Annotated in this window: 15 protein-coding genes; 6 read left to right on the forward strand and 9 right to left on the reverse strand. The window is 43.4% G+C overall.

Annotated features, from left to right (window positions below; all coding sequences use genetic code 11):
• Positions 1–43: 43 nt before the first annotated feature.
• From ACYVAA_RS16460 to ACYVAA_RS16470, 3 genes are all read right to left on the reverse strand, one after another.
• Entirely contained in the window at positions 44–499 is a 456-nt protein-coding gene (locus ACYVAA_RS16460) for a hypothetical protein (RefSeq protein WP_460543737.1), read from the reverse strand.
• 61 nt (positions 500–560) lie between these two features.
• Positions 561–1,610, reverse strand: coding sequence for a FecR family protein (locus tag ACYVAA_RS16465; RefSeq protein ID WP_460543739.1), 1,050 nt, complete (start codon positions 1,608–1,610; stop codon positions 561–563).
• 148 nt (positions 1,611–1,758) lie between these two features.
• Positions 1,759–2,379: an RNA polymerase sigma factor gene (locus ACYVAA_RS16470; RefSeq protein WP_460543741.1), complete on the reverse strand. Its 621-nt coding sequence runs from the start codon at positions 2,377–2,379 to the stop codon at positions 1,759–1,761.
• 257 nt (positions 2,380–2,636) lie between these two features.
• Between ACYVAA_RS16470 and ACYVAA_RS16475 the strand changes: the two genes are divergently transcribed.
• From ACYVAA_RS16475 to ACYVAA_RS16495, 5 genes are all read left to right on the forward strand, one after another.
• Complete coding sequence (locus ACYVAA_RS16475; protein ID WP_460543743.1) at positions 2,637–3,872, forward strand: glycoside hydrolase family 88 protein; 1,236 nt, start codon at positions 2,637–2,639, stop codon at positions 3,870–3,872.
• 88 nt (positions 3,873–3,960) lie between these two features.
• Positions 3,961–5,544, forward strand: a complete 1,584-nt coding sequence (locus ACYVAA_RS16480) for a beta-N-acetylhexosaminidase (RefSeq protein WP_460543745.1) — start codon at positions 3,961–3,963, stop codon at positions 5,542–5,544.
• 80 nt (positions 5,545–5,624) lie between these two features.
• Positions 5,625–6,881, forward strand: a complete 1,257-nt coding sequence (locus ACYVAA_RS16485; protein ID WP_460543747.1) for a DUF2264 domain-containing protein — start codon at positions 5,625–5,627, stop codon at positions 6,879–6,881.
• A 73-nt stretch (positions 6,882–6,954) separates the two neighbouring features.
• Entirely contained in the window at positions 6,955–8,763 is a 1,809-nt protein-coding gene (locus tag ACYVAA_RS16490) for an alpha-L-fucosidase (RefSeq protein ID WP_460543749.1), read from the forward strand.
• Positions 8,764–8,824: 61 nt separating this feature from the next.
• Positions 8,825–9,082, forward strand: coding sequence for a hypothetical protein (locus ACYVAA_RS16495; protein WP_460543751.1), 258 nt, complete (start codon positions 8,825–8,827; stop codon positions 9,080–9,082).
• 32 nt (positions 9,083–9,114) lie between these two features.
• On the opposite strand, the gene ACYVAA_RS16500 is transcribed toward ACYVAA_RS16495, so the two are convergent.
• Positions 9,115–9,903 (reverse strand): 3-keto-disaccharide hydrolase, encoded by a 789-nt coding sequence (locus tag ACYVAA_RS16500; RefSeq protein ID WP_460543765.1) that lies wholly within the window; start codon positions 9,901–9,903, stop codon positions 9,115–9,117.
• A gap of 463 nt (positions 9,904–10,366) precedes the next feature.
• Positions 10,367–12,049 (reverse strand): sensor histidine kinase, encoded by a 1,683-nt coding sequence (locus ACYVAA_RS16505; protein ID WP_460543753.1) that lies wholly within the window; start codon positions 12,047–12,049, stop codon positions 10,367–10,369.
• Positions 12,050–12,731: 682 nt separating this feature from the next.
• On the opposite strand from ACYVAA_RS16505, the gene ACYVAA_RS16510 reads away from it, so the two are divergent.
• Positions 12,732–13,472 carry a response regulator gene (locus ACYVAA_RS16510; RefSeq protein ID WP_460543755.1) on the forward strand — a complete coding sequence of 247 codons (741 nt, stop codon included), beginning with the start codon at positions 12,732–12,734 and terminating at the stop codon, positions 13,470–13,472.
• A 7-nt stretch (positions 13,473–13,479) separates the two neighbouring features.
• Here ACYVAA_RS16510 and ACYVAA_RS16515 read toward each other — a convergent pair whose 3' ends face one another.
• The 4 genes from ACYVAA_RS16515 to ACYVAA_RS16530 all read right to left on the reverse strand — a co-directional run.
• Positions 13,480–15,672 carry an immunoglobulin domain-containing protein gene (locus ACYVAA_RS16515; protein WP_460543757.1) on the reverse strand — a complete coding sequence of 731 codons (2,193 nt, stop codon included), beginning with the start codon at positions 15,670–15,672 and terminating at the stop codon, positions 13,480–13,482.
• A 173-nt stretch (positions 15,673–15,845) separates the two neighbouring features.
• Entirely contained in the window at positions 15,846–17,819 is a 1,974-nt protein-coding gene (locus ACYVAA_RS16520) for an OmpA family protein (protein ID WP_460543759.1), read from the reverse strand.
• Positions 17,820–17,831: 12 nt separating this feature from the next.
• Positions 17,832–18,803: a PorP/SprF family type IX secretion system membrane protein gene (locus tag ACYVAA_RS16525; RefSeq protein ID WP_460543761.1), complete on the reverse strand. Its 972-nt coding sequence runs from the start codon at positions 18,801–18,803 to the stop codon at positions 17,832–17,834.
• A 7-nt stretch (positions 18,804–18,810) separates the two neighbouring features.
• The coding region (locus ACYVAA_RS16530; RefSeq protein ID WP_460543763.1) for an Ig-like domain-containing protein at positions 18,811–20,875 on the reverse strand (2,065 nt) is incomplete at its 5' end.

Consider the following 20,875-nt stretch of genomic DNA (forward strand, 5'->3'; position numbering starts at 1 on the left):
GGTAAAACCAGTTTGCTTTGGAATCACGACTTCCAATAAGAGGTCAATTCACTCCAGGTATAGGCTCTCCCATATCATCTATTACCCTTCCTGAAACTGTCCGTTCTTCCACCTGAACAACCGCCGCTCTTTCTTGCTTTTTAGGCGCCACATGGATCGTGTTATTCACTTGTGTGAATTTCAAATTATAATCTCTTGAAAGTTCCTCTAGAACTTTTAAAAGAGATCTTTTATGCGCACTGATGGTGATGTTTTTTTCTTTTGAAAGCTGCTCTTCCATAAATGCCACATGAAAGATGGTGCTAGCCTCAATATTCCTGAGGACTTCCACGATACTGGCATCTTTCATTTTCATGGAAACTTTGACATTTTCCAAATCCTGCTGCCTTTTCAGGCCTGCATAGGCATATTGATGTGCAAGGATATTACCATGGCTGATCAGAAAAGCCATTATAAATATCCCTACAAACTTAATTCGAGGATGTAGGTATTTTCTCATATTCAAATGATTCGTGTTTAGAAGGATTACACATTTTTTGGGTTACTGTTTATTAATCTATTTAGCTAAATATCTTTACCTGTTTACCGTTGATTTCAAACTGGAAATCCAATACCGTCGCCATCCCGTACAGCACATTTTCCAGACTTTGGTTATCATATTTACCGGTATACTTTTTCTTCAGATCAATGCCCGGGGACACCTGAATGTCTACCCCGTACCATCTCTCCAACTGTTCAAAAACCTGCTTAAAGGACTGTTCTTCAAATGCCATAATGCCCTCCTTCCATCCCAAATGATAAACCGGGGTAAAGTGGGACTTAATCAATTTGCCGGATTTCAAATCAAGGCATGTCATTTCAGATTGGGTAATTACCTCCGAATATCCTTCGTAGGACTTCACCGCTACCTTGCCGGTAGCCACGGCCACTTCAAAACGGGCGGAATTCGGATAACTCAAAATATCAAAAGAGGTCCCTAATACTTGGATATCCATTTTCTCCGTCCTGACCACAAAAGGAACCTCTTCATTTCTGGTGACCTCAAAAAACGCCTGCCCCTCGAGCCTAACTTCCCTGATGGAGTCGGAAAAAGTATTGGGAAATTCCAGCTTACTGGATGCATTGAGTTTTACTAAGGTTCCATCTGGCAAATAGAAACTTGATTTAGTTCCTTTTTGCGTCTGCTTACTGATCATCTTTTCCATAGAAACCGGAACCTGCTCTGACGGTTGTGGTGCAAACAATCCGAAAAAATTGGCCAAAAGAAGGGCTATCACGACCAAACAAGCGGCCAACATTGTCCCACCGGTCCACTTGCGGTCTGTACTTGTTTCAACATCCACCATTTTTCTCACCTTGCCCTGCTTCTCTGCATACTGCATGATATGGCTTAGTACTTCCTGCTTTTCGTCATTTTCAAGCATATGGTTTCTCTTGGGCTCAATGGCATTCACCACAGCCTTGATATCCTTGAGCACGGGAGCCTTCTCCGGATTGGCCATCACCCATTCTTTCCAATAATGGTCCGATTCTTTATCGGGAGCTATTAACCACTGAATAAAAGCCTCGTTTTCCAGCAGTTCCTTGAATATATCGTCTTTGAAAGCCATATCTTACCAATACTTACTAAGCGTCCTTTGGGGTAGAGAGGGAAAAGGACACAAAACGACCACTCCGATTTTAAGATTTTTTGTAAAAAAATTTCAAATCGAATTGAAAAAGCCTTAAATAGTTTTGCAGCGAAGAAAAAACAAAAAATTATCTCAAGAGATCGATAAGAAGAATACTTTGAAGCAATTGGGACTTATAAGGAGTCAGGGATTCGGAAAGTTTATTTAAGCCCCGATACATCATCGTCCTTACAGTTTTGGCATTGGCCAATCCCATTATTTCGGCTATCTCCTCGTAAGGCAGCCCTTCAAAAAAACGCATCATAATGATCTCCCTTTGCCTTACCGGCAATTCGTTACAATGCTGCTCCAATAGTTTTTTTTGATCAAAGGAAAGTTTGGAATCTATAAAATAGGAATTGGCATCAACGGCTATAAAAAATGCCTCCTCTTCCTCAGGAATCATGTCCACCTCTTTTCTTTCTCTCTTAAGGGCATCAATCATCCTTCTTCTCAAACAGGCAAACAAATAGGCTCTTACTGACTGGGCCTGCCCCAATCTATCACGGTCATCAATCAGCTGAAAAAACATGTCCTGAATGATGTCCTTTACCAGGGACTTATTGCGGGTAAACTGCCTGCCATAATTGTACAAACGATCTATATTTTTGGAATATATTTCAGCTAGCGCCTGATTATCTCCCTCTAAAAATGCTGCCCATTCCTTATTTTCTTGGTCCAATCTTTTAGCTACCTCACTATCATTCATCAATAATAATTTTCGAAATTTTACTAATATTAACCATTTATTAAAGAAAACAAAACGTTAAATGAAAAAACACAAACCAATCACAAACAATTAGCATAAATGTCCCTATATTCGAAACCAGCAATAACTTCATTGCCCATCTCCACTGTTAAAGAAAATATTTTCATTTTCTAGTGGTCTTTTTTTAAAAAAAGCCTCTTTAAATTCAGATAACGAAATCAAATAAAACTACAATAATAAACATACCATCTTTCCCTATGAAAATCAAATACGCATTAACGATCTCCGCATTAGGCGTCGCTACATTTTTCAGCTCCTGTAACCAAAAAGGAAGTACTGAAGAGCAAGTGCAAGAAATCACAAAGACACCTTCCATCAATGCCGATTTCATTAAGAAAAACATTGATTTTTCCGTTGAACAATACAAATATTTAAGCACCCAGATTCCCCAGGACAAACTTCCAAGAACATATATCGCAAAAGAAGACAAGTTCCTGCCTTCTGGTACTGCATGGTGGACCTCTGGCTTCTACCCGGGCACTTTACTTTACCTTTTTGAAATGTCCGGTGACTCCAGCATGCTTGAGCTGGCTCAACAAAAACTAGAAATCCTGGAAAAGGAAAAAGCCAACACTGGCACCCACGACCTGGGCTTTATGCTTTACTGTAGCTTTGGCAATGCCTACAGGATCACGGGCAATGAACATTATAAAGACATAATGCTGGAAGGTGCGGAATCCTTGGCCACGAGGTTCCATCCAGAAACCGGGCTGATCAAATCATGGGACCACGGCAAATGGCATTACCCGGTAATCATAGACAATATGATGAACCTAGAGTTCCTGTTCTGGGCCTCAGAGGCCAGCGGAGACAAAAAATACTATGATATCAACATCTCCCATGCAGACAGCACCATGAAAAACCATTTCAGGGAAGACAATAGCTCCTATCACGTCATCGACTATGATCCGGAAACAGGAAAGGTTGTGGAGAAAAAAACCCACCAGGGAATGGCTGATGACTCGGCTTGGGCAAGAGGCCAGTCTTGGGGACTTTACGGTTATACCGTAATGTACAGGGACACCAAAGACCAAAAATACCTCGAGCAAGCAGAAAAGATTGCTGATTATACCCTTGCCCACCCCAATATGCCCGAAGATCTTGTTCCTTATTGGGACTACAATGCCGCTGCTTCAGACACCACCTACCGTGACGCTTCAGCAGCCGCAATCAATGCTTCTGCATTATTGGAGTTGAGCCGATACACCAAGGATCAAGCTAAATCCAAAACGTACAAAGAAGCGGCCGAAAAAATGCTGATCAGCCTATCTTCTGACAAATACCTGGCTGATTACAAAGGAAACGGAGGTTTCATCCTTGAGCACAGTGTGGGTTCCCTTCCACACAACTCTGAAGTTGACGTTCCGTTGACCTATGCCGATTATTATTATATCGAAGCACTGAAGCGCTACCAAGACTGGTTTTTAAACTAAGCACCGAACTATTTTCCAAAGTGGGCAAAACGCTGATAACGTTTTGCCCACTTTTTTTCTATACCAGACTTAGATACTAAAGCACATCATGAAAAAGCATATCATTCTATTACTGGCCTATCTTAGCTGCTGTTATGTCCATGCCCAAGAAAGCCCCTCCATCATCCCAAGCCCCAGCAACTACGCCAAAGGAGATGGAAGTTTCCTTTTGACCGAAAAAACCGTCATCCAGTTTTCTGATAAAGCCATTCAGGATGAGGCCAATTACCTTCAAACAGAGCTCCTCCGTAAACTTCAGTTCCCCCTGGTGTCCACCCCCTTGGAAGACAACAGCCTCTACAGCATCAAGCTTTCCCTTTCTGCAAAGGAAAAATCAGATTATTCGCTGCAAATTAATAGCAAGGAGATTAACGTAGTTTCCGCTACAGAAGAAGGCATTTTCCATGGAATCACCTCGCTGATCCAACTGATCGAACAGGCTGAAAAAAAAGGTCCCGCTTATGAACTTTCCTCTTGGACCATTAGCGATGCCCCCTTATACCAATGGAGAGGTTTTATGCTGGATGAATCCCGCCATTTCTTTGGAGAGGAAAAGGTCAAAGAGCTTTTGGACTGGATGGCCTATTACAAACTCAACAAATTCCATTGGCACCTAACGGATGCCCCTGGCTGGAGGATAGAAATCAAGAAATACCCAAAACTGACCTTGGTTGGCGGAATAGGCAACCATACCGATCCCCTCGCCCCCGCTCAATATTACACTCAGGAGCAGATCAAAGAAATCGTCAGATATGCAGCAGAAAGGAAAATCGAAGTAATTCCGGAGATCGATATGCCCGGACATGCCACTGCTGCCAATAAAGCCTACCCTGAATACAGCGGGGGAGGCTCCCAAAAATACCCCGATTTTGTTTTCCATCCCGGAAAGACCGCTACTTACCAATACCTTACCGATATTCTAAAGGAAGTCAATGCCCTCTTTCCTAGCCAGATGATCCACTTGGGCGGCGATGAGGTCAGTTTTGGCAATCAAATGTGGAATACCGATCCATTGGTGCAGCAATTGATGAAGAATGAAGGCCTTGACAACTTAAAAGAGGTCGAGGAATATTTCATGAAACGCATGGCCGATTCACTTTTCAACCTTAACAATAAATTGCTGGCCTGGGATGAAATGGCTGATGCGGGATTACCCAATGACAAGAGCATTCTGTTCTGGTGGAGACATGACCAGAAGGGGCAATTCCATAAACTATTGGAAAACAATATCCCTACCGTCATTTGTCCGAGAATCCCCTTTTATTTTGATTTTGTACAGCAGGACAGCGACCAATACGGAAGAAAGTGGGCAGGTGAGTACAATACCTTGGAAACGGTTTATACTTTCGCAGAAGGAAACTATAATGTCCCTGAGTCAAAGAAACACCTGATCTTAGGTGTCCAAGGTGCACTGTGGACAGAAACCGTTACCGATGAGGACCGGCTGGATTACCTGACCTTTCCCAGAATGGCCGCACTTTCTGAATCTGCCTGGACCGCTCCAGAGCAAAAAGATTTTGAAGGATTTACCCAAAGGCTAGAAGGACATTTAAAATTGTATAAAAAGGCCGCCCTCTATTTCTTTGATCCCTTCGACCCTAAAAAACACCCAGAACCGATCATCAGAAATTAGCACTGCTTACCCTACACGATTGGTATTTTAGTGCATTTAGACTAATTTCAACCCCTGTAACGTCTAAAATTATTCGAATAATGAACCGTAGATCATTTGTAAAATACATACCGGCAGTTGGAGCCATTGGCGCCCTGCCGCACACCCTTTCTGCAAGCACTTCCTTGGAAGAGGCACAAACCAACAATCCCAACTCCAGGGCTTACTGGGCAGATACACTTTATAAAATAGCTTCCCCAGTGCTCACCGAGATGAGCCAGGGCAAACTAAGGAAAAACATGCCGGTCGAGCTTCCTCCTAAAGCTTATGGAGGAAGGGAAACAGTAACCCATCTGGAGGCATTGGGCAGAACCTTGGCAGGGGTGGCTCCCTGGCTGGCGCTGCCTGACACCAACGACAAAGAAGGAAAAATGAGGGCCGACTTAAGAGAAAAGGCCTTAAAAAGTATCGCACACAGTGTAGACCCGAATTCTCCCGACTACCTCAACTGGACAAAAGGAGCCCAACCTTTGGTGGACGGTGCATTTCTGGTACATGGTATCATGCGTGCCCCCAACGCCCTTTGGGAACCTCTTCCCGCAAAGGTAAAGGAACAGTTCATCCAGGAAATTAAAAACCAAAAAGAGGCCATTGCGCCTTATTATAATAACTGGCTACTCTTTGGCGCCATGCTGGATGCTTTTTTGCTTTCTGTGGATGCCGGGGGAGACTTTATGAGGATAGATTTTGCCGTCAAAAAGCACGATGAATGGTACGTGGGAGACGGCTGGTACGGGGACGGTCAAAACTTCCACATGGACTACTACAACGGTTATGTTATCCAGCCCATGATGCTCCAAGTATTGAAAGTTGCAGCTTCCAAGAGAAAAAGTTATGAAAAGCTCTACGACACTGTGGGAAAAAGGATGTCCCGATTTGCAGAACAGCAAGAAAGGCTGATCTCTCCTGAAGGCACTTACCCTCCAGTGGGGCGCTCGATCACTTATAGGATCGGTGCCTTCCAGCCTTTGGCAGAAACAGCCCTGCTCAACACCCTTCCCGAAAATGTCTCTCCGGCCCAGGTTAGAAGCGCCATGAGTGCCATTATCCAACGACAGTTTGAGGCAGTAGGCACCTTTGACAAGGATGGCTGGCTGACCATTGGCTTCTGTGGCCACCAACCGGAAATGGGGGACATGTACATTTCCACCGGAAGTCTTTACCTTTGTACACTGGGCTTTTTGCCCCTGGGACTCCCTGCTGATCATGCCTTTTGGACTTCACCAGATGAGGACTGGACCGCTAAAAAGGCTTGGGCAGGGGTCAGCATTAAAGCTGATCACGCCATTTCATTCTAACTCATTGGTCCACCGTCCACTGTCGACGGTGGACCAATAACTAATAACCGAATAACAAATAACCATTCACTCCGTGAAAGTCATCTACACCTTTTTCCTTTTGCCCCTGGCCCTATGCCTCCTTTCCTCAATCCCCCTACAGGCCCAAACCCCGGTAAAAACCGCTTCCCAAAGGACGGAATGGTTTACCGATGCACGCTTTGGCATGTTTATCCACTGGGGGCTATACAGCGCGGCTGAAGGAATCTGGAAAGGAGAACGGCACAGGCACTTCAACAACTATGCGGAATGGATTAAATACAGGAACCGTATTCCTGCCGATCAATATGGGGAATTAGCCAAGCGCTTTGACTGGGAAAATATTGATCCGGAAGAATGGGTGATTTTAGCCAAAAATGCGGGGATGAAATACATCACCATTACCGCCAAGCACCATGATGGGGTGGCCATTTGGAAGTCAAATGTTGATGACTATAACCTTTCCCTACTCGCGGAAACCGACAGGGACATCATTGCAGAACTTGCCAAGGCTTGCAGAAAACATGACATGAAATTGGGTTTCTATTATTCCCATTGGATAGATTGGGCACATCCCTATGCCTGGGACCATAACCTTGAACTCACCGGAAAAGTAACTGATGGGCAGTTTAACCAATATTGGCAACAAAAAGTCATCCCACAATTAAAGGAGCTTTTGACCAATTATGGGGATATTGCCATGCTATGGTTTGACATGTGGATTCCTCATGAAGCGACCATCATCAAAAAAGAACAACTGCTACAGGTAATCCAATTGGTCAGGGAACTCCAGCCCAATTGTCTGATCAATTCCAGACTAGGCCTGCCTGCCAGCCTGGAAGACATTGATTTTGAAACCCTGGGAGACAACCAACTTGGAGCCATCTACAAAAAGCATCCTTGGCAAACCCCTGGCACCATCGCCCACTCTTGGGGTTATAATGCATTGGAAAACCAGTGGAAATCCACCTCTCAGCTCCTTCAGGCATTGATAGGCAATGTCAGCCTAAACGGCAACTTCATGCTCAACATCGGACCTAGGGCTGACGGCAGCTTTCCTTATGAAGGCAGGAGAAGACTCCAGGATATGGGCGATTGGCTGGAAATAAACGGAGAGTCCATTTATCAAAGCGAGGGACTCCCCCTTTCTCCTCATCAGCACGACTGGGGAAAGATCACTGTGAAAGATGGTAAAACCGTATTTCTACATGTATATAACTGGCCCTTGGACAAGGTGCTCCGTCTGTCAGGATTTATAGAAAACCCCAAAAAGGTTTACCTCCTCAAGGACAAGCTAAAGGAAGCCCTCGACTATGAGCGGGTAGGGCCTTATACCCATATCAAACTCCCCCAACTGTCTCCTGATCCTTTTGTACCCGTAATTGCGATGGAATTTGAGCGTGAAATCCGCTTGGATGAAGCAGTGGTATCTGAAGCCACGTTTGGAGGATACTCCCTCAATGCTACCAATAGTCTAACAGTAGAACCAAAGACTGAGACGGTGCCCTTTGACGGGACCAATCCGGCCCATGCCATCATCAAGACCCCTACCTCGATATCTTGGAAGGTATTTATCCCAGATACCGGAGAGTATACCCTTGATCTTTCTTTTAGCAACCAAAGCAATAAAAACGCCCAAGTAAAATTGACCGTAAATGCTCAGGAAAAGAGCATGGTACTCGCCCCAACGGGAAAAGTGGTTGTTGAGCCCAATGAAGCCTATTATACAGATCAGTACCTTGAGGAAAGCATGGGAAAATTCACTTTTGACAAAACGGGCTACTACCAAGTATACCTTTCGCTTGCCCCTCCAAAAGGCGGAGAACTACTGTTAAACTGGCTTTGGCTGGAAAAGTCAAAATAAGCCCATAGGACTTACATTTCATGTAACTATTCCCTACCTTTAAGCAAAAGGTAACACAGGCATGGAATATTTCATTTTAAAAATAGCCCCCTACTTTTGCTTCGTTTTAGGGAACCTGCTGTTGTTTCCCACAACATTAAGCGCCCAGATCCCCACTGGCACGCCGCGCACCGATGAACCGGCTTTGACATTCAATACGACGGCGGACATTATCCTTTACTTGGCCCTACCGCTGCTCGTGATTGTTTTGGGGGTTTTTTGGTGGTTTTTCTACAAAAAACCTAAAATAGAAAAGGAAAAAGAAAAAAGGCAAGGTTAAACCCTGCCTTGTTGGATTGAATCCTCTCTCTTTTATCTTTTTCTTAATACTTCCAATACTTCTTTTAAGCTTTCCTGATCCTTCATATACGGAGCAAGATCAAAAATTTCCACTGTTTTGAAGTCGATAGGATGACTTTCACTCTGCAAGGAAATGTATCCCTCTTTTAACAGCTTTCCATCCTGCTTGATCGCGGGATCTACTGGACCGACATTTCCTCCTCCTATTTGCGGAGCATAATAAGTCATCACAGTATCCCCTTCAACGATATGTTGCACGACAGAATCCGCCAAGACCAAGAAATCTGCAGAAACCCACTGCTCACCATGATAGGTTTTGGATGATGAACTTACACAATGCGGGGTAAACAATTCCCCATCCATGACCACGTTGGTCCCAGGTGTACATAAGTTACTGGTCGTACGGTCATTTTCGCCGTCTCCGCCCAGCAGCTGCCCCTCAATGGAAATCGGAAAATCCTGATCTTTCAACATGGTCTCCGGATCTTGTCCATGAAGCATGGCACCGCTGTTTCGGTGTGCCCAGCCTTCTCCTCCCGGAGCCTGATCGCCTACAAACCGGTATTCCAAATGCAAGAGGTAAGCCGAAAAAGACTGGTCATAAAAAATATGCCCGTATTGCTTATCAAAATCTTCGTATCCATCATAACGTACCTTTAACAAACCATCTTCCACACGGAACGTATTGGCGTAGTTATCTCCTAACTCATGCTTGGAAATCTTTATTTTCCAATTCTCCATATCTTCGCCATTAAACAATGTCTGCCAACCCTGACTAACCATCTCCTGGCTAACCGGCATTTCCTGTTCCTCTTTTTTCCCTTGAGAACAGGACATTAAAAAACCTGCCACCAAAACAGGTAAAAGTAATTTTCTCATTTTGTTATCGTTTGTTTTAGATCAAATAAATCGGCTTTTAACTATAAGCAATTATCCCGGCAGCTTCAAAACTTGCAAACTGGTTACCGCTGATTTGCGCAGAAATATGCAATGTATTCTGAAAGAGCTGAGCATGGCTCAATGAGATTAGCCCACCGGTAATAAAGCCTATAATCATAATCGGCTTCAAAATACGGAATTTATAACATTGCAGAAAACATTAAGGCAATATCGGTGACACCAATCATTTAAAGGCTTATCCAAACGACTCACATTTAGCCCGGACACCATTAAAACTCATTTATCTAAATCACCCTTTCCCTTCTTTTTTATCTAAGAAATTATTGCATCACTTCATGGCCAAACAGGAAGAAGTCCTTTCCCACTAAAGGGAAAGAACACCAAATTCCAAATAAAAGCAGGTCCCCTCCCCCACTTTAGATTCAAAATATATTTTTCCGTTTTGCATTTCGGCAAACTTCTTACTGATCATCAAGCCCAAGCCTGAACCCTTTTGGTATTTATTCGAATTGGATGCTCTATAAAAAGGTTTGAAAATATTTTTCTGGTCTTTGACAGGTATTCCCTCTCCAAAATCCTCTACACAAACCATGAATCTTCCTTCCCGGGAAATCAACTTCACCCGTGGCTTTTGCACTCCTCCACCATATTTAAGGGCGTTTTCCACTAAATTTGAAATTATTTGCCGAGTCAGATCTACATCCAATTCAATTTGTAGGCTTTCAGCTATATCAGCTTGAAATTGGATAAGGTCTTCTTCTATCCAGTTTTCAAGTATCGTTGAAAAAAAACTAAAGGCATTTTTTTGCTTTAACTTTAAGTCCTGAAGACCTAGTTTCATCTTTTCCAAACTTAAGAGGTTCAGCAACAAGGCATTCATTCTGTTTACTTCATTGTCGACCCTAGCAAAATGCTTTTTGAATTTTTCTTTTCCGGGAATTTCATTCCACCGTTTTTGAAGTTCTATATTACAGATCTCCACGCTGGACTTTATGGTGGATAAAGGGGTTTTGAATTCGTGGGAAGTGATGGAAAAGAAATCCAGTTCCTTCCTCTCTTGGGGTGACTCCCTTTTAGAAAAAGTAAGATTGGACACTTTTCTATCGGCTACCTTTTTGGAAACACCTACATAAATCTCCGCATCTCCCTTATTAAAAAACGCTGCATTCACCATTGTTTCAATTGTCAAGGTTTCTCCCGATTTACTTTTCACCTGACACAAATACTTGTCCAACTCACCCTCAGTAGTTTTATCTAATATTTTCGATTTTTCACCCCCTCCTTTACTTTGACACATATCGATAAACTCCTCGGGCTTATACCCCAAAACATTTTCCAGGTTGGGAGAAAAATAAATGGGAGACCAATCTTTATCAAAGACACTAACTACAGCATTAGAAGGATTGACATTTACTCCTTTTACCCGCTTTCCTTTTACTTGCTTTGATTCTTTTTTGTCGGCAACCGGCTTTCTAAAGCAATCTTCTAGTCTTGCTATCATCCCTAGACTGGAGGCTATGGGTTCTAAGAACCTCGTCAGCTCATTGGTCAATACTTCTGTCACATTGAGCATGCCCAATACGATTTCATTCCCCCTACCTATTTCAAGGCCCATCATCGCATAATTGGGAAAGCTTTTATTTTCCCTTATTTCCAGTTCAAGACCAAAAGGATTATTAAAGCGAAATTCGGTCCCCTTAATAGGATCCCTGAATTCCACTTGAAGCAAGTTTTCCAAATACCGGTTTCCTGGAAGGATATCATACCATTCACTGATACATTTCCTGATATCCACTATTTTCCTTTGTGCTGAATCAATAAAGACGACAAACGACACCGCGCATCCTGCTTGTTTTAACATCAACTGCAGAAATTCATCTACGGCCTTAGTAGCATTTCCCTCCCTCAGGTAACTGTTTTGGATTTCGAAAAGGACTTGAAGCGGAACTTCTCCTTCTTGTGTTTTTCCTAAAATAGTAGGATTAAAAAACTGGTGGTAATTCTCCTTCGACATATTGCCTATATAGTTGGTTGAAATAATTTTCACTTTTAAAAATCGCCAAGTATAAAAATTTAAACGATTGAATAATATAGCTTTTTAATTGATTAATTTAAAGTCTGAACTTTCACTTTTTGACAAACGGTAAAAGAGAAATCCTACGCAATTATTGAAAAACCCATAAACCATATTTTTCTAATCAAACAGCTTTTTAGCTACCTTAACCTGAATCATCCCTGAAATCTATAACTATATTCCTAAGACTTAGAGCACAGCAAACCCTCTTGTAAAACTATAAAACAACTTTATATTATTCAATATTTTATTTCCTGAGTCCATCCCTTTATTATTTCGTAACTTTTTTCCTATCGAATTAATCTCAGAACAAACCAAATTATTGTCGGTAAGAAAGGGCGAATGCCCTAATACCTCAAAAAAAAATTCATTTTTTACAATTTTGACCTAATTAATAGTGAAAGGTTGATTTTATTTATTTAATAAAAATACTTTCGCTATATTTTCATTATCTTCATGCTTTGTTTCAGGCTTTCGTTTAAGCTGTTTTTTACCATGGCCGGAAAATGACAAACTAATTTCATTACTCTTGAATGGTATGGTTATTCGATTGAATTGGACCCCCCCTAGGCATCGATCAAATTAACCGCAGCTGAACCAGATCCCGATGCATGGCAAAGCGTAGCACTTTTCGGTCTTATGATTTCAATCCATAATGAAACCAAAAATATTAATTGTTGAAGATAATTTTGAATTAGCGGATAACACCAGGGATTTACTGGAAACAGAGGGTTTTGACGTCTGTGGCATTTTGGATTCTGGAGACAAGGTAGAAGAAATCATGTTTGAAATGCTACCCACGGCGGTACTTTTGGACATCAACCTTTGTGGGGAAATAAATGGCATAGAAGCTGCCCATATCATCAGAAATAAATTTAACATTCCGCTGGTATTCTTCACTTCTTTGTCAGACAAAGACACGCTCGAACAAGCCAAGGAAATCTCTCCTGACGGATACATCCTAAAGCCGTTTACCAGGGACACTTTAATCACCACCCTGACCATTGCCATCAGTAACTTTGACAAAAAAAACTCGAACAAAGTATCCGAACTGATACTTCAAGATAAGTTAATTAAAGGTTCTATCTTCTTTCGGGACAAGGGTTATCTCAAAAAAGTAAACATTCAGGACATCGAGTGGATCAAAGCAGATGGTTCCTACACCCATATTTGCACAGGGGTCGGAACCATTTATACGCTCAGAAATGTCTTGAAGGATGTCATTAGCAAGCTCCCGTCCATGCTGTTTTGCAAAGTAAATAAGGCTTACGTGGTCAACTTGGATAAAATTGACGCCCTAAATTCCAAGGAAATCATTTTAAATGGACAGTCCATTCCTGTAGGGAGAAACTACTACCAGAGCATCCTTTCCAGGATCAATCAAGTCACCCGGTAAGGGGGGTCTACCAAAGCACCTTTATCCTTGAAATGGAATACGGCGTACGAACACAATAAACATAGATCCCAGGATTAAGCATCGGGTGTTCATCCAAGAGAGCATTTGACCAAGCCTCCAAATTCTTTAATTGAGTCCTATAGACTTCCTCTCCCCCACTGTTCAACACATACACTTCAAGGTTTTGAAAACTGTTGCCTGACTCATTATGGATTTTAGGACGAGTCAGGACCGGATTGGGCGATATGGTAAAAGAGTCTGTTCTCCTATTGCCGGAATTCACAATCCGTACGATCTCAGAAACTTCCATTTTTCCATTCTCCAAGAAAGCCTTGATCCTGTAATAATTCGCTCCATTATCAGGATTGCGATCAACATACTCATAATCAAACACCTCCCCACCGGCTTCCCCTCCCCCAACTTCTTCCAATTTCTTCCAATTCAACTCCACAGAAGCCCTTTCCACCTCAAACCTACTAATACTCTGAGAGGAAGATGGAGACCATTTCAACTTATTGCCAAAAGGATATTCCTGTCCTTCAAAAAACCTCCAACCTATGGGCAGAACCCTGAAAATCTGATCCACCAACTCCCCGGTTTTGCAACCATTTTCTCCCTCTGAAAGAAAAAGATAAACATCATCAATTTCCTCTTCCGGCAATAACCCTTCAATTTCCAATGCCCCATCAGGCCTGACCCTATAATTAACCGTATGACTTCCTTTATCAATTGTAGAATTACTGATAACAGGTTCGCCGCTTGTATTAAACGACCAAACAAATTGAGGGTCGTTTAATTCAGAATCCTCCCTTATATTGGGGAGGAGTACCACTTTTTCCCCTTCTCCATATTCCACTTGCTCAGGTTCTGCCTGAAAATCGGTCACATTAGGCATAGGTACTGCCTCTACAGATAGGGCCACCCTCTCTGACTCTATGCCGTTACCGTTACACTCATCGGTGGAAGCGACATAATACGTTACACTTTCATCCACCATGCCTAAATCGAAACTTTCTCCTGAATAAACCAGATTCCCTCCCACAGGAGCATCATACCATTTTACCCGGGAGCCATAATAACTGGAAGGCTCCAAAACCACCTCTGTTCCCTTACAGATGGGCATGGTATTCCCCTCAATATCAAAAGAAGGCTTACCCAGGGTTCTTTCCACCTCATGAATATTGATGGCCTGTCCAATATCCACATCCAATAAGGAGTTCACTTTTATTTCAAAGCGGTCGAAAGCCTCTCCAGGAGATACCGGAAAACTCACCTGCTCTCCATCGGTCAATAAACCTAAAACATCAAGACCGATAAGGCCCAGAAGCTCATCTGACAAAGACCCCAAGTCTTGCTCATATACCATTAAGTCTCCGTTGTAGGCCAAAAAATAGACATTATTAAGCAATTCCAGGTTCAGCAAGGAAGGGTCTCCACTGAGAACTACGTTTAGCTGATCTCCCTCGGCAGAAGGCCCGCTAAAGTGAAAATATTGACTAACACTGCCCAAAACACTCAATAGGCCTGGACTTATGGTTGAAGAGGTGGCGTAATTTCCATCAATGGCATTTCCGGGATCAGAAACACTTGCGTTTCCCAAATCCAAAACATCCAGTCCTATCCCTGAAGCATCATAAGAAACATATTCAGGAAAAAAGCTACACGCTCCGTCATAGTAAAATGCATGATACACGTTTATGGAATTCGATGCCCCTAAAAGCAATGCATCCGTTCTATCGGTGATGGTGACTCTGTCGAATTCGCTTGGTGCGGTTAAAGCAATATAAAAATCCCCATCCCTTCCCTGTAATATCCTGAATTCATCATCAATCATACTGTCTTTTGAATTCTTCGACATTACTACTGAGTTCCCCAACTTTAAGTCAATTTCAAAGTAATGATTGCCCAAAACCACCGTCCCTAAAAGATCCGCCAATGTCTCCCCAAGCGCCCCACCAAGAAGCGTGTTGAGTATATCATCAGCTCCTCCCATTTTGACATAGACCCTTGTACCTGTCGGCACCGTTGTTTCCCCAAGCGGAAACTCATTGAATTTCAATTCTAATGCTCCTGAATAACGCCCGATTCCTAAAGCCGCCCCCCCATAGGACTCTACCGTAGCAAACTGATCATTATCTTCTGATGCATTTGAAGGAGTCAAAACATGAGAATGCTCTGTAACCTGATCTGCTACTACCATGGTTTGACTTAGGCATACCGTAGTGGACACATTGAACAAAACCACAATAAAAAAAGTCCAAGCCGCTCCTAGAGCAGCTTGACTTATATTCTTCTTTCCCCTGACCACATCAAATAAATGGTGACTAATCCACATTACTCGTGGACCAAAAAATGATTAAAAACATTACTTGATCAATAATCCACGATCGTAAACTCAGTCCTTCTGTTTTGCTGATGTTGCTCCTCCTCACATTCCACTCCATCTTCACAGGCATTGAGCAACCTCGATTCCCCATAACCTTTTGCCACTATCCTTCCACTGGAAATGCCACTTTTGATGATGTAATCCACAGCCGATTGCGCTCGTTTTTCCGACAACAGCTGGTTGTACTTGTCTGCCCCCCTACTATCCGTATGGGAGTTAAGCTCTATTTTCAAGGTTGGGTTGTCGTTGAGCACCTTTACCAGTTTATCCAACTCCTTGGCGGCATCCTCGCGGATTTCCCACTTGTCAAAATCATAATAGATATTCTCTATCTCCAGTGTTTTACCTATTTCAATCTTATCCAAGAATAAATCCCTGCTGATAGTGGTATCTTCAAAAACGCGAATACCTTTCGTACTTATCCCTTTGATCTCAGCAGTAATATAGTCCGTCTTTTTTCCCTCGACGTCGTAGACGGTTTCATCACCAAGAAGAAAACCATACTCCCCATTTTCATCAGTGACATAGTTAAAATTGGTACCCGTCGTACGGTCTATCAGCTCCACTACTGCATTTTCTAGGGGAAGATTGGTTTCTTTATCCCTCACCACCCCTTTCAGGTAGAATTTTGAATCTATCTCCATAATCACGGCATAGATATCATCCAAGCCTTTTCCCCCTGGGCGATCAGAAGAAACGATTCCTCTATCAGGAATTTGCGGATTGATAAAAAAGCCGAAATCATCCCTACTGGAATTGATGGGAGCCCCTAAATTCATTGGTTTCCCCCAAGAATTGCCTAGTCTTTCAGCCTTGTACACATCTAGACCTCCCAATCCGCCCCTACCGTCTGAAGCAAAATAAAGGTTACCATCAGCATCAATAAAAGGGCTTCTTTCTTCACCAGCGGTATTCACGGCCGTTCCTAAATTGACCGGTTCCCCCCAATTGTTCTCCCCTAAATAATTGCTAAAGTAAATATCAGCTTTGCCGGAACCTCCGGGCTGTTCGGATGAAAAATAAAGTCTCTGGTTCTTTTCGTCCCAAAAAGGGTCACTTACCGCATATTCATAGGGATGGTTAAAAGGAACACCCTTATAATCTCCCCACTTCCCATCTACCTTTTCCCGATAAATAATCTGAGGATATAGGGTATAGTTTTTCTTATTGATATTGGAGCGCTTTGCCTTGGCGTCAGGCTTTCCAGCCTTTACCCAAAAAATAAAGTCCTCCACTTCAAAAACAGGGCCGCTATGGTGTGGGCTTTTGTAACCATCTACTTTGTACACACTATCGGAAATGTACCGGTCCCAGTCACCTTTAGCTTCATAGACTTGCAAATAGCCATTTCCTGTCCATCCATAAATATCACTTTTTAGGGCATTATACTTATCCACCTTTAAGTTTCGGGGCAAGCTATCGATCCGATCACTTGCAAAGATGATCTTATCTCCCTTTATCACTCCCGAAAACTCCGAATACTTGGAATTCACCCCTGTGAGGTTCTTTACCTGAACACCTTTAGGGTGATTTAAAATTTCTTTGGCATCCTTTATTGTTTCCAGCATCATATCCGCGGCCTGTAGGTCAATGTCCTCGCCTGACGACTTTTTGTAGGCCAGCAGTTGACTTCTGGCCTCATCAAATTTAGAACTGGAAATCAAACTCTGGGCAAATTTCAACCTGTCATCATTGCTCAGTGCCTCCATTCGATCCAATTTGGCAAACCAGGACTCGGCCAGTTCAAAGTTCCGCATCTGCAAATAGGAATTGGCCAGGCCACTTGCTGTTGCCGCAGACTCCTCCTGCTCCCATGCTTTGGTATAGTGTTCTATAGCCACTGCATAGTTCATCATATCAAACTGTTGACTCCCCTGTTCGTAATTCCTGTTTTTCAAACCAGAACAGGAATAAATCCCTAGCATCAATATTAATAATAAGCTGTATCTGTTCTTCTTCATTGCTTCCTTCAATTAAAAATATCGTGGAGAAACTAACCGCACCCGCTTGGGAGGGAATGTATACCCGATGGAAAAATCATGGGTAGAAAAGGCCTTTGCACTAAATCCTGAGATATTGTGATCATAGGCATAGCCTACTCTTAATCGGTCATTGACATAAAGTTCAACCAAGCCCACAATAGAAGCCGGTCTTTTTTCATCTTGATCCCTGAATTCCTCCCCCTGAAGGTTTACCGAAGACCGGTAAGAAGCCCCTAACCAAAGTCTTTCTCCAAGCAAAAATGAGGTATTGAGATCCAACCTGGAAGGACCTGCAAAATCATCCACGTATAAAACAGAGGGCTTGATGGCAAGGTTATAAGATACATCGATGATGGTCCCTACTGTCAGGTAAATATTTGAATTGGGCTGAACCAACACTGCTCCTTTGTCCAAATTAAACTTGGATGAGAACATATTATCTACCGAGGCTCCAGCAAAAAAGTAGGGATTGTAATAATAGAATCCAGCCCTCAAATCCGGATAAAAGGCTTGCTCCTCGTTTCCTGCTATGACAGGATCATTGGGATCAGAGGGATTGAGCATGCTGCCATCCAGCTTGGAGTTTACCAAACCGGCTCCAAGCCCAAAACTTACATAGCCTTCATAGCCCACCCTCAAATGATAGGCAAAGTTGGCATAAGCCCCTGTGGTCTTTTGGGCCCCAAGACGGTCCACCATGATATGCCCACCGACACCCATGTTGGTGTCGGTAATCAAGCCATCACCAGAAAGGGCAAAGGTCTCCGGGCTTCCCTGTACATCTGTCCATTGTTTTCGGTAATAGCTCTGGAGATAAACCTGTTGTTTATACCCCGCATAAGCGGGGTTTATAAACAAGGGGTTAAACATGTACTGACTAAAAACCGGGGCTTGCTGAGCATGGAGGTCAAGACACCCCAAAAACATTCCCAAAGCGATTATGATGTATTTAAAACTCTTCATCGTTTCCTTATCTTAGTATGGTTACATATCCTGTAAACTGTATTTCCCTTCCTGATTCAGGATCCCTAATTGTCAACCTATAGTAATAAGTGCCCTCATTCAATGAACCTCCATCCCAATCATTTTGGTAGTTCCTGGATTTATAGACCTCTCCTCCCCATCTGTTGACAACGATTACTTCATTGTCCGGATAGAGTTCGGTCAGCCCTTCAATTTCCCAGGTATCGTTTTTACCATCACCGTTCGGGGTAAACACATTCGGAATGTTGACCGCCAATTGATTATGGGACACTGTGTCTGAATTATCAGCCTCAAACAGATCTTCCTGACCAGGAATTTCTACTTGTGCCGAGTTGGTCATCAGACCTCCCTTTTCTGCTTTCACTTTCAGGGTAATTACCACCTCTTCATCAGCTCCAATTTCAGGGATTACAAAAGTGATTTCACCTGTGCTCTCATCGTAACTTTCTTGGATATCGCCGGATGCATCAGAAGCAAGATATTCGACACCTTCAGGCAAATAATTGGTGACAACAGCATTCCTTCCAGGTATAGCGGATTTGTTGCTAATGATCAATTGATAAGTAAACTCATCACCAACCTCTACCATTGGATCGGAAACCTTAAGCTTAATGGACAAGTTTACATCACCAGAAGTAACTGGAATCGGATCGGTCTCATCTTCATCTGGAGGAGAATTATCCCCCGTCACCTCTACTCTGTTAATGACTCCGGCATTCTCTTCAACAGCCATCACAGTCACGGTAAACAGTACACTTTGACCTGCTGCAACCTGAGGCACCTGCCATCTCACTGTATTGCCTGTGACCGTTCCTCCATTCGATGTAGATATTACCTGAAGGGAAGCTGGTACTTCATCAACAACCTCCACATTCGCAGCAGTCACTACCCCGTTATTGCTCACCGTAATGGTATATTCAAACATCTCCCCTACAATAGCCGTCGTCACATCTGCTACTTTTTCCACTTCCAGTTCTGCACAATCAGACACTCTCACTGCTAACCTTCCTACACTCTCACAGCCTGTGGCCAAATCCACCATTGCGGCATAATAGGTGGCGCCTGGAATCAATTCAGTTGACTCACTTAAACGATTTCCTCCCACAGAGGAATCATACCAAACGACACTGCTTTCATTAACCTGTAAATCAGCAACTGTAGCACCGGAAACTTTGCAGAATCCTTGCTCATTATCATTGGTTGTTGGAGTTGGCAGGCTAGTTACCGTCACCGTCACTTCTTTCGCTTCCCCGGCATTGTTCTCGCAGACTCCATCGCCGCTAACGGTTACATAGTAGGTGCTCGTTGCTGTCGGCATTACATCCGTACTGCCCAATACCGTTGTCAGAGAGGCATCGCTGTACCAGGTAAACACCGGATTGGTTACCGTACTGCTGCTCGCACTCAGGCTGAAGGTATCACCTGTGCAGATCGTTCCGCCTGTGGATTCTATATCCGCGGCCGTGCCTTTGCGGTCTACTGTAACAGTTACCACTTTCGCGTCTCCGGCATTGTTCTCGCAGACTCCGTCGCCGCTTACCGTTACATAGTAGGTAGTCGTTGATGTTGGCATTACATCAGTACCAGCCAATACCGTTGTCAGAGAAGCATCGCTGTACCAGGTGAATACAGGGTTCGTTACCGTACTGCTGCTCGCTCTCAGGCTGAAGGTATCACCCTCGCAGATCGTCCCGCCAGTGGATTCAATATCCGCGGCCGTACCTTTGCGGTCCACAACCACCGTCACTTCTTTCGCGTCGCCGGCATTGTTCTCACAGACTCCGTCACCGCTTACCGTTACATAGTAGGTGGTCGTTGATGCTGGCATTACATCTGTACTGCCCAATACCGTTGTCAGAGAAGCATCGCTGTACCAGGTGAACACAGGATTCGTTACCGTACTGCTGCTCGCGCTCAGGCTGAAGGTATCTCCCTCGCAGATCGTCCCGCCTGTGGATTCTATATCCGCCGCCGTGCCTTTGCGGTCTACTGTAACAGTTACCACTTTCGCGTCCCCTGCATTGTTCTCGCAGACTCCGTCGCCGCTTACC

The organism is Echinicola sediminis, assembly GCF_054777495.1.

Excerpts from the sequence above, each read along its gene's own strand:
- ACYVAA_RS16460 (WP_460543737.1), bottom strand. The coding sequence starts at position 499 with ATGAGAAAATACCTACATCCTCGAATTAAGTTTGTAGGGATATTTATA.
- ACYVAA_RS16465 (WP_460543739.1), bottom strand. The coding sequence starts at position 1,610 with ATGGCTTTCAAAGACGATATATTCAAGGAACTGCTGGAAAACGAGGCT.
- ACYVAA_RS16470 (WP_460543741.1), bottom strand. The coding sequence starts at position 2,379 with ATGAATGATAGTGAGGTAGCTAAAAGATTGGACCAAGAAAATAAGGAA.
- ACYVAA_RS16475 (WP_460543743.1), top strand. The coding sequence starts at position 2,637 with ATGAAAATCAAATACGCATTAACGATCTCCGCATTAGGCGTCGCTACA.
- ACYVAA_RS16480 (WP_460543745.1), top strand. The coding sequence starts at position 3,961 with ATGAAAAAGCATATCATTCTATTACTGGCCTATCTTAGCTGCTGTTAT.
- ACYVAA_RS16485 (WP_460543747.1), top strand. The coding sequence starts at position 5,625 with ATGAACCGTAGATCATTTGTAAAATACATACCGGCAGTTGGAGCCATT.
- ACYVAA_RS16495 (WP_460543751.1), top strand. The coding sequence starts at position 8,825 with ATGGAATATTTCATTTTAAAAATAGCCCCCTACTTTTGCTTCGTTTTA.
- ACYVAA_RS16500 (WP_460543765.1), bottom strand. The coding sequence starts at position 9,903 with ATGCCGGTTAGCCAGGAGATGGTTAGTCAGGGTTGGCAGACATTGTTT.
- ACYVAA_RS16510 (WP_460543755.1), top strand. The coding sequence starts at position 12,732 with ATGAAACCAAAAATATTAATTGTTGAAGATAATTTTGAATTAGCGGAT.
- ACYVAA_RS16515 (WP_460543757.1), bottom strand. The coding sequence starts at position 15,672 with ATGGTAGTAGCAGATCAGGTTACAGAGCATTCTCATGTTTTGACTCCT.
- ACYVAA_RS16520 (WP_460543759.1), bottom strand. The coding sequence starts at position 17,819 with ATGAAGAAGAACAGATACAGCTTATTATTAATATTGATGCTAGGGATT.
- ACYVAA_RS16525 (WP_460543761.1), bottom strand. The coding sequence starts at position 18,803 with ATGAAGAGTTTTAAATACATCATAATCGCTTTGGGAATGTTTTTGGGG.